A 15622-nucleotide genomic window follows, 5' to 3' on the forward strand; every position below is an offset into this window, starting at 1 on the left:
TCGTGGCAGAAGAGATCGGTTACGAGCACTGGGCAAGGGCGGACGAGATCGATGAAGGCATTCCGGCTGGACGAACTGGAGGCGGAGCGCGCCGCCAATGACGGTGCTTACCTGCAGTTTCTGCGCGAGCGGAACATGTCGGTCGGCCTGTACGCGCTCGACGCCGGCGAACCCGACCCGCAGAAGCCGCACCAGCAGGACGAGGTGTACTTCATCGTGAGCGGCCGAGCCTCGATCACGGTCGGCCTGGAGACCACCCAGGTGGCCCGCGGCAGCGTCGTCTACGTGCCCGCAGGGGTCGCTCACAAGTTCCACCACATCACCGAGGACCTGCGGGTTCTGGTGGTGTTCTCTCCGCCCGAGAGCTGACATCCCGTCTCAGGGTTCCCTAGGGGAAGGGTCAGGGGAGGACAAGGGATGCGAAGCCCCCGTTGCGCTCTTCCCGCCCCTAGCATCGGGTGCAGGACATCGGAGACTCGACACGAGACCGGAAACGGGCTCGTCAACGGGCAGAGAGAAGGACGAGAGCGATGCGAGAGATCTTCACGGGTATGCCGTGGTGGGTGAAGTGGATCGCGGTGCCGGTCATCGCCCTGGTCGTGTTCGGCAGCTTCATAGCGAGCGTGGTCGGCTTCGTGGTCTGGCTGCTCTTCAAGGCGCTGATCTTCGTCGCGCTGGTCGGCGGACTCATCTACGTCGTGCGGAAGTTCATGTCGAGTTCGTCGTCGCGCAGCGACTGGTGACACCGACCCGGGTGAGCGACCGGTAACGGGGAAACCGGTATCACGAAGCGAAGGTTCCCCCTGGCGAGGGAAGTTTCCCGGCTGGGCCGTCTGTCAGTGCCGACGGACGGTTAAAGTCCGGAATTCGACGCGGGGCCCATCCCCGCGGGCAGCGCACCGCCCCCTCCCGTGTTCCCCACACGGGCGGCCCCCCTCGCGCTTCGGGAGCGACCCTTGGCCACGGTTGACACCACACCCGCAGAACCGCACGCTCCACCCGTCCAACGGGGTACACCGCCGACGGCACACGCCCCGACGGTTCCACCGGCACCCCTCCGCCCACGAGAAGGGGCGCACGTTCTGCCCGTCCAACCGCAGACGTCGCCCTCGGAGACGCCCGAGCCGCCCTCGGAGCCGCACCCCACAACCCTCATCGGCTCGGTCCAGCGAGCGATGCACCTCCTGGAGGCCGTCGCCGCCCGCGAGCACGGGGCACCGGCCAAACAGCTCGCGCGCGAGCTGGGGCTCGCGCTCCCGACGGCGTACCACCTGCTGCGCACGCTGACCCATGAGGGCTATCTGCGCCGCGAGAAGGGCCTGTTCTTCCTGGGCGAGGCGGCCGAGCGGCTGAGCAGCAGCGGAGCGCAGCAGAAACGTCGCAGCACGATGAGCGACGCGCTCGCGCACTGGCGCGACGCGATCGGCGTACCCGTGTACTACGCGATCTACCGCGACGGCGAGATCGAGGTCATGGACATCGCCGACAGCCCGGGTAATCCCGCGGTGGAGGAGTGGGCCGACTTCCGGGAGACCGCACACGCCCATGCGATCGGCCAGTGTCTGCTCTCCCAGCTGGACGAGAAGGCTCGGCGCGACCACCTCGACCGCTATCCGGTGCAGTCCATCACCCCGTACACGGTGCGTGACGATCGCACCTTGCTGCGGCGCCTGGATCTGGTGGGACGAATGGAACCGGTCGTCGAGCGGCAGGAATACGCGCTGGGCGCGCTCTGCGCCGCGATCCCCCTCACCGCAGGCTCAACTGCCGCGACGATGGCCATTTCGGTGCCCTCGCACCAGGCCCACCGACTACTGCCCGCGGCCCGTCAGCTGCAGAACGAGATCGGAAGGCTACTAGGGACACTCGCCATCTCTATCAGCATCTGAAAACTCACTCCTTGTGATCTGTCGTGCACGTTGAGCAATATTTCACTGTGTCAGGGGGATGATTCCTGGCCAGTCGACCGAAAACGACGGGGTAGGCGATGCACGAGTCGGTACAGGCAGAGGTCATGATGAGCTTCCTCGTGTCGGAGGAGCTCTCCTTCCGCATTCCGGTGGAGCTGCGATACGAGGCCTGTGATCCCTACGCCGTGCGAATGACCTTCCATTTGCCCGGTGACGCGCCGGTGACCTGGGCGTTCGGGCGTGAGCTGCTGATCGACGGAGTCGGCCGGCCGTGCGGCGACGGCGATGTGCACATCGAACCTGCCGACCCGGAGGCGTTCGGCGAGGTGTTGATCCGGCTTCAGGTGGGCCGTGACCAGGCGCTGTTCCGGTCGGGTGCGGCACCGCTCGTGGCGTTCCTCGACCGCACGGACAAGTTGGTCCCGCTGGGGCAGGAGCGTTCCCTCGCCGACTTCGACACCCACCTCGACCAGGCCCTGCACCGCATCCTGGCGGAGGAGCAGAGCGCAGGCTGACGGCCCGCCTCGCGGACGGTGGAGTAACGCTTCGCCACCCGCGGGGTGCAACGCTTCCGGGCGGGTGCCCTCCGGCTTCAGTGCTTGCGGCGGCGGCCCTTGCCGCCCCGCACCGCCGGCCGGGCACTCGTCGGCGCCGACGCGGGTGCCGGTGTGTCCGTCCCTCCCGGGCGGTCCGCCGAGACCACCAGGGCGGCCAGCGCGGTGGTCACCGGCACCGAGGCGACCAGCCCGATCGAGCCCACCAGCGTGCGCACGATCTCCTCGGCGACCAGTTCGCTGTTGGCGACCGTGCCCACACTGCTCTGAGCGATCGAGAAGAGCAGCAGCAACGGCAGGGCGGCGCCCGCATAGGCCAGAACGAGCGTGTTGACGACCGAGGCGATGTGGTCGCGGCCGATCCGGATGCCCGCGCGGTACAGACCGCGCCAGCCCATCGTCGGATTGGCCTCGTGCAGTTCCCAGACCGCCGACGTCTGGGTCACCGTCACATCGTCGAGCACACCGAGCGAGCCGATGATGACGCCGGCGAGCAGCAGACCGCTCATGTCGATGGACGGGTACAGACCGTGGATCAGGCCGGTGTTGTCGTCCGTGTTGCCGGTCAGCGCGGCCCAGTCGATGAACCCCGAGCCGAGGATGCCGATCAGCAGCAGCGAGAGCAGCGTGCCGAGCACGGCGACCGACGTACGGGCCGACAGACCATGGCACATGTAGAGCGCGATGAGCATGATGGCGCTGGCCCCGACCACGGCCACGACCAGCGGATTCGAGCCCTGCAGAATCGCGGGGAGGATGAAGAACGTCAGGATCATGAAGCTGACGGCCAGCGCGACGAGCGCCATGACACCGCGCAAGCGGCCCACCACCACGACGGCCAGCGCGAAGATCCCGGCGAGCAGCGCCATGGGGAACTTCCGGTTCACGTCGGTGACCGAGTACTGCAGGTTCTTGGGAGCGGAGGGCTCGTAGGCGACCATGACCTTCTCGCCCTCGTGCAACTGCCGCGACTGGTCCGGCTGGACGATCTCCGTGAACGTACGGCCCTTGTCCTTGCCGGTGTCGATCCGGATCGTCGCCTTCTTGCAGTCACCGGTCGCCTGCTGCTGCGCCGACGAACCCTCGGCGGTGGAGGTGTCGCCGGTCGGGGTTTCCCCGGAGGCGTTCACGGACTTGCAGTCCACCTTGTCGACCACGGTGACCGTGGCCTGCTGGGTCTGCCGGTCGAATCCGACGCCGGTGCGCTCGTGGGAGGGGGCGCCGCCCGGCCAGAGCACCGCCAGACCGACCACGACCGCGACGCCGAACGGGATCAGGATCGCGGCGATGACCTTGCGCAGGTGCCGGGAGACGGGGGCGGCCGGTCCATGGCTGTGACTGTGCGAGTGGCCGGAGCCGTGCCCGTCACCAGGTCCCTGACCGTGCCCGTCGCCGGGCCCGTCACCGCGGCCTCCGCCTGGGCCATGGCCTCCGCCCTGACCATGGCCGTGCCCGTCGCCGGGGCCATGGCCGCGGGGCGGCTCGGACGGCGGAAACGGGGGCTGCTGCATCGTGGTCACGGGCCGATCATCGCAAGAACGGGAGGGGCCCTCTGTTCAGCGCGCCAGATATGACGCTAGCGTGGAGGCACCTTTGCACACGCGGGAGCTCGGAGCACCGGGCTGAGAGGGCGCTGACCTTCGTCCCAGCGATGTTTCACATGAAACATCGGCGGACGGAAGCCGCTGCGTCGACCGCCGAACCTGTTACCGGGTAATGCCGGCGTAGGGAGTAGGTCTCATGACCAACAAGGACGTACGCACGCCTGCCTCCAGCCAGACGGACGGGGCGCTCGCCCCTGCCGAAAGCGGCGAGGTCGGGAAGTCCATCGGCTGGCACAAGGGGTACGTCGAGGGTTCGCGCCCCGACCTGCGGGTGCCGGTTCGTCAGGTGCACCTCACCAACGGACAGTCGGTCACGCTGTACGACACCTCCGGCCCGTACACCGATCCGACCGTCGAGACCGACGTACGCCGGGGCCTGGCACCCGTGCGCGAGAACTGGATCATCGCCCGCGGCGACACCGAGGAGTACGCGGGCCGCCCCGTCCGTCCCGAGGACGACGGGATCAAGCACACCTCGCCGCGCGGGGGACTCAGGAACCTCGACGCGGTCTTCCCGGGGAGGCCGCGCCAGCCGCGCCGGGGCCGGGACGGACAGGCGGTGACGCAACTCGCGTACGCCCGGCGCGGGGAGATCACGCCCGAGATGGAGTTCGTGGCGGTCCGCGAGAACGTCGATCCGGAGGTCGTCCGAGAGGAGATCGCGGCGGGTCGCGCGGTCCTGCCGGCGAACGTCAACCACCCGGAGATCGAGCCGATGATCATCGGCAAGCGGTTCCTGGTGAAGGTCAACGCCAACATCGGCAATTCGGCGGTCACTTCCTCCATCGAGGAGGAGGTGGACAAAATGACCTGGGCGACCAAGTGGGGCGCCGACACGGTCATGGACCTGTCCACCGGCCGCAACATCCACACCACGCGCGAGTGGGTCCTGCGCAACTCCCCCGTCCCCATCGGCACCGTGCCGCTCTACCAGGCACTGGAGAAGGTCGACGGCCGCGCCGAGGAGCTGACCTGGGAGATCTACAAGGACACGGTCATCGAACAGGCCGAGCAGGGCGTGGACTACATGACGGTCCACGCCGGAGTGCGCCTCGCGTACGTGCCGCTCACCGCCAACCGCAAGACCGGAATCGTCTCGCGCGGCGGCTCGATCATGGCGGCCTGGTGCCTGGCGCACCACAAGGAGTCGTTCCTCTACGAGAACTTCGAGGAACTCTGCGAGATCCTCGCCGCGTACGACGTCACGTACTCGCTCGGCGACGGTCTGCGGCCGGGGTCGATCGCGGACGCCAACGACGAGGCTCAGTTCGCGGAGCTGCGGACGCTCGGGGAACTCAACACGATCGCGAAGCGTTTCAATGTTCAGACCATGATCGAAGGCCCGGGACATGTCCCGATGCACAAGATCAAGGAGAACATCGACCTTCAGCAGGAGATCTGTGATGAAGCTCCGTTCTATACGCTCGGCCCGCTGACGACGGACGTCGCGCCGGCGTACGACCACATCACCTCCGGCATCGGTGCCGCGATGATCGCCTGGTGGGGCACGGCCATGCTCTGCTACGTCACGCCCAAGGAGCACTTGGGCCTGCCCAACCGTGACGACGTCAAGACCGGCGTCATCACCTACAAGATCGCCGCCCACGCAGCCGACCTCGCCAAGGGGCACCCAGGTGCGCAGGAGTGGGACGACGCGCTGTCCGACGCACGCTTCGAGTTCCGCTGGGACGACCAGTTCAACCTGGCTCTCGACCCGGACACGGCACGGGAGTTCCACGACGAGACCCTCCCGGCCGAACCCGCCAAGACGGCCCACTTCTGCTCCATGTGCGGCCCGAAGTTCTGCTCCATGAAGATCTCGCAGGACATCCGCCGTGAGCACGGAGGCACGAAGACGGAGATCGAGGAGGGCATGGCCCAGAAGTCGAAGGAGTTCGCGGCCGCGGGCAACCGGGTCTATCTGCCGCTGGCGGACTGAGGCCCGGCCGGAGCCGTCCGCTGCGCCGCAATGTGCAGCGGACGGAGCCGGGGCCGGGTTCTGTGGGCAGACTGGGCGCATGACACCGACCTTGATGAGCAAGGGCGGCAACCTGCCGGTTGACGCCGCCGCAGTGCAGGCCGTGCTCGGCTGGTCCGGGGGAGCCGGTGCGCCGGACGCCGATGCCTCGGCGCTGCTGCTCGGCGCCGACGGACGGGTGCGGGACGACGGCGACTTCGTCTTCTACAACCAGCCGCAGCACGCCTCCGGCGCCGTACGGCATCTCGGTAAGCAGCGGGCCGCCGGGGCGACGACGGACACGGTCGAGGTGGACCTGTCGGCCTTGGAGCCGGGGATCGAGCGGGTCGTCCTGGGCGCCTCGGCCGACGGCGGGACTTTCGGCGACCTCGCCGGGCTGACGCTGAGGCTGCTCGACGCCGGGACGCAGCAGGAGATCGCGCGCTTCGAGATGGAGGCCACGACGGAGACGGCGTTCATCGGAGGCGAGCTGTATCTGCGCGCGGGCCGGTGGAAGTTCCGTGCGGTCGGGCAGGGGTACGCGTCCGGACTCGCGGGCCTCGCCACCGACTTCGGCATCAGCGTCGACGAGGAGACGGACACGGGGACTGGGGCTGCGACTGGGACTGGGACGGCGCAGGGTGCCGTCGGCGTCACTGGGGCCGCGGGGGCTGCGCAGACGGCTGTCCCGGCCTCTCCGCCCGGCGCCGCGCCGTCAGCTGCGGCTGCAGCCCCACCAACAGCCCCGCCCATGCCTCCCACACCTCCGGCGCCTTCCAGTCCCGTATCGCAACCGGCACCCCCCGTCCCCGTCTCTGCCTCCGCCCCGCGCCTCAGCAAGGGTGAGGAGCGGCTGCCCGTCGACATGCGCAAGCGGCTCTCCCTGCGCAAGGAGCAGGTGGCGGTCAGTCTGAGGAAGCACGGTGCGGCAGGGGTGACGGCGCGGGTCCTCCTGGTTCTCGATGCCTCGGGCTCCATGTCGTTCCTGTACTCGAAGGGTGTCGTCGTGGACGTGGTGGAGCGGATGGCCGCGGTCTCCGCCCAGTTGGACGACGACGGGGTGATGCAGGCGTGGACGTTCGCCTCCAGCCCGGCGCGCCTGCCGGACCTGACCCTCGGTGAACTCCCGGAGTGGCTGGAGCTCCACGTACGGGTCGGCGAGCTGAGCCTCTTCCGCCGCAAGAAGCCGAAGAAGGGGCTGATGCCCGGTCAGGTGGACATGCGGGCGGTGGGCATCCAGAACGAGGAACAGAAGGTGATCGCCGAAGTTCGCACGTATGTACGGGAGAATCCGGCTGTCGATCCCACGCTGGTGCTGTTCTTCTCCGACGGAGGGGTCTACCGCAACAAGGAGATCGAGAAGGAACTGCGCGAAGCGGTCGAGGAGCCGATCTTCTGGCAGTTCGTGGGACTGGGGCGGTCCAACTACGGCGTACTCGAACGGTTCGACACTCTGCCCGGCCGCCGCGTCGACAACGTCGGCTTCTTCGCCGTGGACGACATCAGCACCGTCCCGGACCCGGAGCTGTATGACCGGCTTCTGTCCGAGTTCCCGTCCTGGATCACCGCGGCGCGGCACCTGGGCATCGTGTGAAGCCGCCGCTCGGTAGCGCGTATCTCCTGTCCCCGTAGCCGCGCATGCCGGAAGTCGGGCCCGCGTTCATGGGATGCGGGCCCGGCCTCCGGGCGTTACTCCGGCTGGTGCTCGGGCCCCCCGAAGTCCGGGCTGGTGAAGTCCGGGCTGGAGAAGCTCGGGCGCGGACCTGCCGCGGGCCCGCCGTCGGGGCTGCTGAACCCCGGCCGGTCGTAGCCGAGTTGCGGTATCCGGCTGGGCGCCGGTGAAGGACGGCGTCCCAGTGCTGCCGAGCCCGGATCGGCGAGTGCCTCCCGGAGGAACGGCAGGATGCCGCGCTCCAGCAGGGCGTCGTGCCAGGCTTCCCTGGCCCGGGCCACCTCCTCGTACAACTCGCCGCGCGCTCCGGCCTGGAGCGAGGAGGAGCTGTTGCGCAGTGCCGTCAGCAGCAGTCCGACCGCGGCGACCAGGATGGCGGCCGCGGTGATGGCGCCGAAGACCCATCCCGTGGTGAGGAGAGTCTTGGCGATGGTCGGCTCGGGGTCGAGCATCTTCAGGATGTAGCCCACGAGCAGGAAGATCACCGCGGCGGTGCCGGCGAGCAGGGGAGCGAGCACCGCGACGACGGCGATGGCGCCGGCCCCGGCGGTTTCGCCGACTTCTCCCATGGTGGTGGCGAGCCCCACCGCGGCCGTGCCCGGCTCCGCGGAACCGGTCTCCTCGCTCACGGTGGAGGGGGACTGCGCCGGCTGGCGCAGTTCCTCACGGACCTTCACGTAGTGCTGGTACTCCGTCGTCGCGGACGCCGTGATCAGCACGGTGGCGTTGAGCGCCATGGTGCGCAGTTGTTCGGGGTTGAGCCGCTGTCCCACAGCGGCCAGTTCCGGGCGGTGTGGGGCGGAGCGCAGCGCCTCATCGAGGATCCGCTCGTATTCCTGGCGGTCCTCGCTCAGCAGGTGCTGCGGAACGCTGTTCATCTGCATCCCCCGATGCTCCGTAGGGCTTGGGGCTCGCACGCTGACGAGCCGTCGGGCAGAAACGGAGGGGAGCCTGCTACGGATAAGCCGATGGTAGAGCGGTGACGGCACGCGGTGACAGGGGGTTTCCGGAAATTGCCCTCTGGCCAGCGAAGTCCTTCGTGGCGGGACGCCTGCCCGTTGAGAGCTCAGCTATCCAACGGAAGGTGCTGGACCAGCAGTTTTCCGGCCATGGTCACTCCGCCGTCCATGGCGATGGCCAGACCGTCGGCGTAGACGTGGGGTCCTTCGACCACGGGGCCCGCGTCGTCCTCGCCGTCCTCGGAGCCGACCTCGCCCAGAAGGTAGGGAATGGGGCTGTGACCATGCACGATACGGGTGCCGCCGTACGCGCCGAGCAGTTCGCGGACGGCCTCGGCGCCGCCGTCGTCGCGGAAGGCGAAGCGCTTGGTGAACTTGCGGAAGAGGTCCCAGCACTCGTCCGCGTCGTTGCGGGTGAGGGTTTCGCGGACGGTGTCGTTGACGGCTTCGATGGAGTCGCCGTAGTCGAGGTAGGCGGTGGTGTCGGAGTGCACCAGGAGGTGCCCGTCGACCTGTTCCATGGCGTCGAGGCGGGCCATCCACTGCAAGTGGTGGTCCTGGAGGCGGTCCATGTCGGTCTTCTGGCCGCCGTTGAGCAGCCAGGCGGCCTGGAAGGTGGCGGTGCCCGCGCCGGAGTTGACGGGGGTGTCGCCGAACCGCTTGGCGCCGAGCAGCAGCAGCTCGTGGTTGCCCATGAGCGCCTTGCAGTAGCCGCCGGCCGCGGCTGCCTCGGCGGACAGTCGCATCACGAGGTCGATGACGCCGATGCCGTCCGGGCCGCGGTCGGTGAAGTCGCCGAGGAACCACAGCCGGGCGGTGCCGGCGGACCAGTGGCCCGAGGAGTCGATCAGGCCCTGCTCGTGGAGCGCGAGGACCAGTTCGTCGAGGTAGCCGTGCACGTCACCCACGACGTACAGCGGGCCGGGCCCGTCGCCCGGCGGCGGAGCCGGTACGGCCTCGGGGTCGACGGCCACCTGAACCGTGTCACCCCGGTTGATGACGGGCAGATCGCGCCGCGTGGGCGTGTACCCCTCGGCGGCGGCCGGGGTGACGGCCTCGCCGGGGGGTGTGCTCTGCGCGTACGGACCGGTCTCGTGGACGTATGCGGGCACCCGGAAGTCGCGCAACGTGTCCGTCCGCACCACCTCGGGTCCCTGACCGGCCCCCTGAGTCATCGACCCCTCCACCACCATCGCGCCGCATCTGCACCGGATCGGACTGCCTGGTCGCAGCGGCCCGCGGTGTCGTGGGCCCATCATAGGAATGCGGATCGCGCCATGTGATGACCCAGGGGTGGTGAATCGGAGAAGGACCCCAGTTCACCGGGGTTTTCGCCCGAATTGGGCGGGGCTATCCACAGGAGGCGTCGAGTGGACGCCCCGTCGGAAGCCCGCGGGGCGTCGGCCATCGGTCGCCGACGCCCGCAACCGCTTACTCCTCCTCGGGCGATCGGGGCGGACTGACCGTCGTTCGCGGCGAGCGGCGCTCGGAGGACGTCCGCACGATCAGCTCGGTCGGTATCACCTGTTCGACCGGTTGGTCCGATTCGAGTCCCTCGATGGCGTCGATGAGGAGCTGCACCACCGCGGTGCCGATCCGGCGCGGTTTGAGGGACAGGGTCGTGATGGGCGGCTCGGTGCCGGCGTAGACGGTGGACTCGCTGCAGCAGACGATGAGCAGGTCGTCCGGTACGCGCAGACCGTAGCGCCGGGCCGCGGCGAGCAGGTCGGTGCCGTTGGGGTCGAAGAGCCCGTAGACGGCGTCGGGGCGGTCGGGCCGGGCGAGCAGCCGGTCGGCGGCTACGGCGCCCGCGCACGGATCGTGCGCCGGATAGGCCTCGTACACCGGATCCTGGCCCACCCGCTCGCACCAGCGCAGGTATGCGGTCGTGGAGAGGTGGGTGTAGGTGTCGGTGGTGGTGCCGGTCAGGAGGCCGATGCGGCGGGCGCCGGCGTCGGCCAGATGGTCGAGGATGCCGAGGACGGCGGCCTCGTGGTCGTTGTCGACCCAGGCGGTGACCGGGAGCGCGCCGGCGGGGCGGCCGTCGGAGACGACCGGTAAGCCCTGCCGGACCAGCTCGCTGACCACCGGGTCCTGGTCGGACGGGTCGATGACGACCGTGCCGTCCAGGGCGACGTTCGACCACACGTCGTGGCGCGAGGTCGCGGGGAGGATGACCAGGGCGTAGCCCCGGGCGAGCGCGGCCGAGGTGGCGGCTCTTGCCATCTCCGCGAAGTACGCGAACTCGGTGAAGGTGAAAGGTTCATCCCCGTACGTCGTCACGGTCAGGCCGATGAGGCCCGACTTGCCGGTACGGAGGGTTCGGGCCGCGGCCGACGGGCGATAGCCCAGCCGGTCGGCGACCTCGCGGACATGGCGTCGGGTGGCGTCCGGGAGCCGGCCCTTGCCGTTGAGGGCGTCGGAGACAGTCGTGATCGAGACTCCGGCGGCCGCGGCCACGTCTCTGATGCCTGCCCGGCCCGGCCGACCGCCTCGGCGGGTGGTCTCCGCCCGGCTCACCTGGTGCTTCCCTGCTGCTGTCATGGCGAGCCGATAGTAGGGCTCATGCGGTGGGGTAGTGCGGACGCATATGCACTCGTTGACAGGCACGTTTCTGCATGGTCATTCCACTACAACTGCCTTGGAAACAAAGGGAGTTGAACGATCCAATGGCAGGACGTGACTTGTCGGCACGCATGGGCCTGCCAAGTCGGCGATGTTTCGAAGAGGTCTCAACTCACCTTCACGAGCGATGCGCGCCACGGAGTGAGCTACCGGCGCGTGCCGAAACGAACGGCGCGCCCCCCTTTCGTACGCCTTCGTGCGCTGATGCCCGTGGGGCGCATGTGGTTGTCCACAGGGCATTCGCACCGGCGCTGAATCCTCATAAGGTGAGAAGTATTGGAAGCCGGTGGCGATGATGAGCCGGTGAGGGTCACGAGGAGGACTGCGGTGAGCGAGACGAGCCCCAAGCTGCGTGCCGAGTTGGCGGGAATCCCCACCTACAAGCCCGGCAAGCCCGCCGCGGCCGGGGGTCCGGTGGCGTACAAGCTGTCCTCCAACGAGAACCCCTATCCGCCGCTGCCCGGCGTGATGGAGAGCGTGACCGCCGCGGCCGGCAGCTTCAACCGGTACCCGGACATGGCGTGCACCGGGCTGATGAACGAGCTGTCGGAGCGCTTCGGAGTCCCGCTCTCCGACCTGGCCACCGGCACCGGCTCGGTCGGGGTCGCGCAGCAGCTGCTGCAGGCCACCAGCGGCCCCGGCGACGAGGTCATCTACGCCTGGCGGTCCTTCGAGGCGTACCCGATCATCACGCAGGTCAGCGGCGCGACCTCGGTGAAGGTGCCGCTGACGCCGGGCGATGTGCACGACCTCGACGCGATGGCGGACGCGATCACCGACCGGACCCGGCTGATCTTCGTCTGCAACCCGAACAACCCGACCGGCACCGTGGTGCGCCGGGCCGAGCTGGAGCGGTTCCTCGACCGGGTGCCCGGTGACGTGCTGGTCGTGCTCGACGAGGCCTACCGCGAGTTCATCCGCGACAACGACGTGCCGGACGGTGTCGAGCTCTACCGCGAGCGCCCGAACGTCTGTGTGCTGCGCACCTTCTCCAAGGCGTACGGCCTCGCGGGTCTGCGCGTCGGCTTCGCGATCGCCCACGAGCCGGTGGCGGCGGCGCTGCGCAAGACAGCGGTGCCTTTCGGCGTGAGCCAGCTGGCGCAGGACGCGGCGGTCGCCTCGCTGCGCGCCGAGGACGAGCTGCTCGGCCGGGTCGGCTCGCTGGTGTGCGAGCGCACGCGCGTGGTCGAGGCGCTGCGCGGCCAGGGGTGGACGGTGCCGGAGACGCAGGCCAACTTCGTGTGGCTGCGGCTGGGGGAGCGCACGCTCGACTTCGCGGCCGCCTGCGAGCAGGCCGGGGTCGTGGTGCGGCCCTTCGCCGGGGAGGGAGTGCGGGTGACCATCGGCGAGACCGAGGCGAACGACATCTTCCTGAAGGTGACGGAGGGGTTCCGCAAGGAGCTCTGAGCCGGGCTCATGCCCAGTCCCCCAGGAGGACCTCCTCGCGTCTCAAGGGTGGGCTGTGGAGGCGAGCGGCTGTGCCCGGGCGAGTGCCCGGGCCGGCTGTTCGCGGTGCCCGGGACCAGCTGTTCGCGGCGCCAGGGCCGACCGGTCCACAGCGAGGTACCCCCCGCCTCTCCATTGTCGAACGGGTATGCGGCATACTTGCTTGTGAATGTGAACGCGTTCACAAGCGTGTCCCGGTTGCTCCTGTGATGTGTGTGATCAACGGGGCAAACTGCGTGTGGCCGCGGCGACGTAAGGAGACTGACGACGTGGAATTGGCTTTGGCGCCGGAGACGCTGGCGCGATGGCAGTTCGGCATCACCACCGTCTACCACTTCCTCTTCGTTCCCCTGACGATCTCTCTCGCCGCGCTCACCGCCGGCCTGCAGACCGCCTGGGTGCGCACGGAGAACGAGAAGTACCTCAGGGCCACCAAGTTCTGGGGCAAGCTCTTCCTGATCAACATCGCGATGGGCGTCGTCACCGGCATCGTGCAGGAGTTCCAGTTCGGCATGAACTGGTCCGACTACTCGCGCTTCGTCGGTGACATCTTCGGCGCACCGCTCGCCTTCGAGGCCCTCATCGCCTTCTTCTTCGAGTCCACCTTCATCGGGCTGTGGATCTTCGGCTGGGACAAGCTGCCGAAAAAAATCCACCTCGCCTGCATCTGGATGGTCTCGATCGGCACGATCCTGTCGGCGTACTTCATCCTCGCTGCCAACTCGTGGATGCAGCACCCCGTCGGCTACCGGATCAACAAGGCGAGGGGCCGCGCCGAACTCACCGACTTCTGGCACGTCCTGACCCAGAACACGGCTCTCGCCCAGGCCTTCCACACGCTCTCGGCGGCCTTCCTCACGGGCGGGGCCTTCATGGTCGGCATCGCCGCCTTCCACCTGACCCGCAAGAAGCACATCCCCGTGATGAAGACCTCGCTGCGACTCGGCCTGGTCACCGTCGTCATCGCCGGAATGCTCACCGCGATCAGCGGTGACACCCTCGGCAAGGTCATGTTCAAGCAGCAGCCGATGAAGATGGCCGCGGCCGAGGCACTGTGGGACGGAGAGGGACCAGCACCCTTCTCGGTCTTCGCCTACGGCGACGTCGCCGCCGGACACAACAAGGTCGCCATAGACATCCCGGGGCTGCTGTCCTTCCTCGCCAACGACGACTTCAGCTCGTACGTCCCCGGCATCAACGACGTCAACAAGTCCGAGCAGCAGAAGTTCGGGCCCGGTGACTACCGGCCGAACATCCCGGTCGCGTACTGGGGCTTCCGGTGGATGATCGGCTTCGGCATGACGTCCTTCGCCATCGGCCTGGCCGGACTTTGGCTGACCAGGAAGAAGTTCATGCTGCCGCAGCATCTGAGGGTCGGTGACGACGAGGTGCCGCATCTGGTCCTCTTCCGGAAGAAGGCGCTCGGTCCGACGCTCACCAAGTGGTATTGGCGCCTCGCGATCCTGACGCTGGGCTTCCCGCTGATCGCCAACTCCTGGGGCTGGATCTTCACGGAGATGGGCCGTCAGCCGTGGGTCGTCTACGGCGTGCTCCAGACCCGGGACGCGGTCTCCCCCGGTGTCTCGCAGGGCGAGGTGCTCACCTCGATGCTGGTCTTCACGGCGCTCTACGCGATCCTCGCCGTCGTCGAGGTCAAGCTGCTCGTGAAGTACGTCAAGGCCGGCCCGCCCGAGCTCACCGAGGCCGACCTCAACCCGCCCACGAAGATCGGCGGCGACACCCGTGACGCCGACAAGCCGATGGCCTTCTCGTACTAGGCCCAGGGAGCTGCTGAGTCATGGAACTTCACGACGTCTGGTTCGTCCTCATCGCGGTCCTCTGGATCGGATACTTCTTCCTGGAGGGCTTCGACTTCGGGGTCGGCATCCTCACCAAGCTGCTGGCCCGTGACCGTGCCGAGAAGCGGGTGCTGATCAACACGATCGGGCCCGTCTGGGACGGCAACGAGGTGTGGCTGCTCACGGCGGGCGGTGCGACCTTCGCCGCCTTCCCGGACTGGTACGCCACGCTCTTCTCCGGCTTCTATCTGCCGCTGCTGGTCATCCTGGTGTGCCTGATCGTGCGCGGTGTCGCCTTCGAGTACCGCGCCAAGCGGCCCGAGGAGAACTGGCAGCGCAACTGGGAGACGGCGATCTTCTGGACCTCGCTGATCCCGGCGTTCCTGTGGGGCGTGGCCTTCGGCAACATCGTGCGCGGAGTGAAGATCGACGCCAGCTTCGAGTACGTGGGCAACCTCTGGGACCTGCTCAACCCGTACGCGCTGCTGGGCGGTCTGGTCACGCTGACGCTGTTCACCTTCCACGGGACGGTGTTCGTCGGTCTCAAGACCGTCGGGGACATCCGGACGCGGGCGCGGAAGCTGGCGCTGCGACTCGGGCTGGTGACCGCCGTTCTGGCGCTGGTCTTCCTGCTCTGGACGCAGGTCGACAACGGAGACGGAAAGTCGCTGGTCGCCCTGGTGGTGGCAGTCGTCGCCCTGGTCGTGGCGCTGATCATGGTCAATGCGGGGCGGGAGGGATGGGCGTTCGCGCTGTCGGGACTCACCATCGTGGCGGCCGTCGCGATGCTCTTCCTGACGCTCTTCCCGAACGTCATGCCCTCGTCGCTCAATGACGAGTGGAGCCTGACCGTCACCAACGCCTCGTCGAGTCCGTACACCCTGAAGATCATGACCTGGTGTGCGGGGATCGCGACGCCGCTCGTCCTGCTCTACCAGAGCTGGACCTACTGGGTGTTCCGCAAGCGGATCGGTACGCAGCACATCGCCGCGGATGTGGCGCACTGAGGCCGGTGTATCGAGTCCTATGCGCTGGTCTCGCGCACTGAGTCCGACGCACGGCATGTTTCACGTGAAACATGCCTGACGAGCCAAGG

General features: G+C 68.3%; 13 protein-coding genes. 9 read left to right on the forward strand and 4 right to left on the reverse strand.

Annotation, left to right across the window (positions count from 1 at the left end):
* The first annotated feature begins 51 nt into the window (after positions 1-51).
* From ACN6LB_RS01675 to ACN6LB_RS01690, 4 genes are all read left to right on the forward strand, one after another.
* Positions 52-369, forward strand: coding sequence for a cupin domain-containing protein (locus ACN6LB_RS01675; protein WP_356132061.1), 318 nt, complete (start codon positions 52-54; stop codon positions 367-369).
* A gap of 161 nt (positions 370-530) precedes the next feature.
* Complete coding sequence (locus ACN6LB_RS01680) at positions 531-743, forward strand: DUF5326 family protein (protein WP_356132064.1); 213 nt, start codon at positions 531-533, stop codon at positions 741-743.
* Positions 744-1082: 339 nt separating this feature from the next.
* On the forward strand, positions 1083-1889 hold the full coding sequence (locus ACN6LB_RS01685; RefSeq protein ID WP_445024365.1) for an IclR family transcriptional regulator: 807 nt from the start codon (positions 1083-1085) through the stop codon (positions 1887-1889).
* A 98-nt stretch (positions 1890-1987) separates the two neighbouring features.
* Positions 1988-2425: an SsgA family sporulation/cell division regulator gene (locus ACN6LB_RS01690; protein ID WP_356132067.1), complete on the forward strand. Its 438-nt coding sequence runs from the start codon at positions 1988-1990 to the stop codon at positions 2423-2425.
* Positions 2426-2502: 77 nt separating this feature from the next.
* On the opposite strand, the gene ACN6LB_RS01695 is transcribed toward ACN6LB_RS01690, so the two are convergent.
* Entirely contained in the window at positions 2503-3984 is a 1482-nt protein-coding gene (locus tag ACN6LB_RS01695; RefSeq protein ID WP_445024227.1) for a YibE/F family protein, read from the reverse strand.
* Positions 3985-4204: 220 nt separating this feature from the next.
* Here ACN6LB_RS01695 and thiC point away from each other — a divergent pair, with 220 nt between their 5' ends.
* Together thiC and ACN6LB_RS01705 are read left to right on the forward strand one after the other, a co-directional pair.
* Positions 4205-6007, forward strand: coding sequence for a phosphomethylpyrimidine synthase ThiC (gene thiC, locus ACN6LB_RS01700; RefSeq protein ID WP_356132073.1), 1803 nt, complete (start codon positions 4205-4207; stop codon positions 6005-6007).
* Between the two features lie 79 nt (positions 6008-6086).
* On the forward strand, positions 6087-7619 hold the full coding sequence (locus ACN6LB_RS01705) for a VWA domain-containing protein (protein ID WP_445024228.1): 1533 nt from the start codon (positions 6087-6089) through the stop codon (positions 7617-7619).
* A 95-nt stretch (positions 7620-7714) separates the two neighbouring features.
* On the opposite strand, the gene ACN6LB_RS01710 is transcribed toward ACN6LB_RS01705, so the two are convergent.
* The 3 genes from ACN6LB_RS01710 to ACN6LB_RS01720 form a co-directional block, all read right to left on the reverse strand.
* The gene (locus ACN6LB_RS01710) at positions 7715-8581 is read right to left on the reverse strand and encodes a hypothetical protein (RefSeq protein WP_445024229.1); all 867 of its coding nucleotides are present in this window, start codon (positions 8579-8581) and stop codon (positions 7715-7717) included.
* A gap of 182 nt (positions 8582-8763) precedes the next feature.
* On the reverse strand, positions 8764-9831 hold the full coding sequence (locus ACN6LB_RS01715) for a metallophosphoesterase (protein ID WP_356132081.1): 1068 nt from the start codon (positions 9829-9831) through the stop codon (positions 8764-8766).
* A 256-nt stretch (positions 9832-10087) separates the two neighbouring features.
* Complete coding sequence (locus ACN6LB_RS01720; RefSeq protein WP_356132084.1) at positions 10088-11200, reverse strand: LacI family DNA-binding transcriptional regulator; 1113 nt, start codon at positions 11198-11200, stop codon at positions 10088-10090.
* Between the two features lie 408 nt (positions 11201-11608).
* On the opposite strand from ACN6LB_RS01720, the gene hisC reads away from it, so the two are divergent.
* The 3 genes from hisC to cydB all read left to right on the forward strand — a co-directional run bounded on the left by hisC (position 11609) and on the right by cydB (position 15533).
* The gene (gene hisC, locus ACN6LB_RS01725; RefSeq protein WP_356132087.1) at positions 11609-12688 is read left to right on the forward strand and encodes a histidinol-phosphate transaminase; all 1080 of its coding nucleotides are present in this window, start codon (positions 11609-11611) and stop codon (positions 12686-12688) included.
* A 308-nt stretch (positions 12689-12996) separates the two neighbouring features.
* Complete coding sequence (locus ACN6LB_RS01730; protein WP_445024230.1) at positions 12997-14505, forward strand: cytochrome ubiquinol oxidase subunit I; 1509 nt, start codon at positions 12997-12999, stop codon at positions 14503-14505.
* A gap of 20 nt (positions 14506-14525) precedes the next feature.
* Positions 14526-15533, forward strand: a complete 1008-nt coding sequence (gene cydB, locus ACN6LB_RS01735; RefSeq protein WP_445024231.1) for a cytochrome d ubiquinol oxidase subunit II — start codon at positions 14526-14528, stop codon at positions 15531-15533.
* The last annotated feature ends 89 nt before the right edge of the window (positions 15534-15622 follow it).

Source organism: Streptomyces sp. SAS_270, assembly GCF_052543295.1.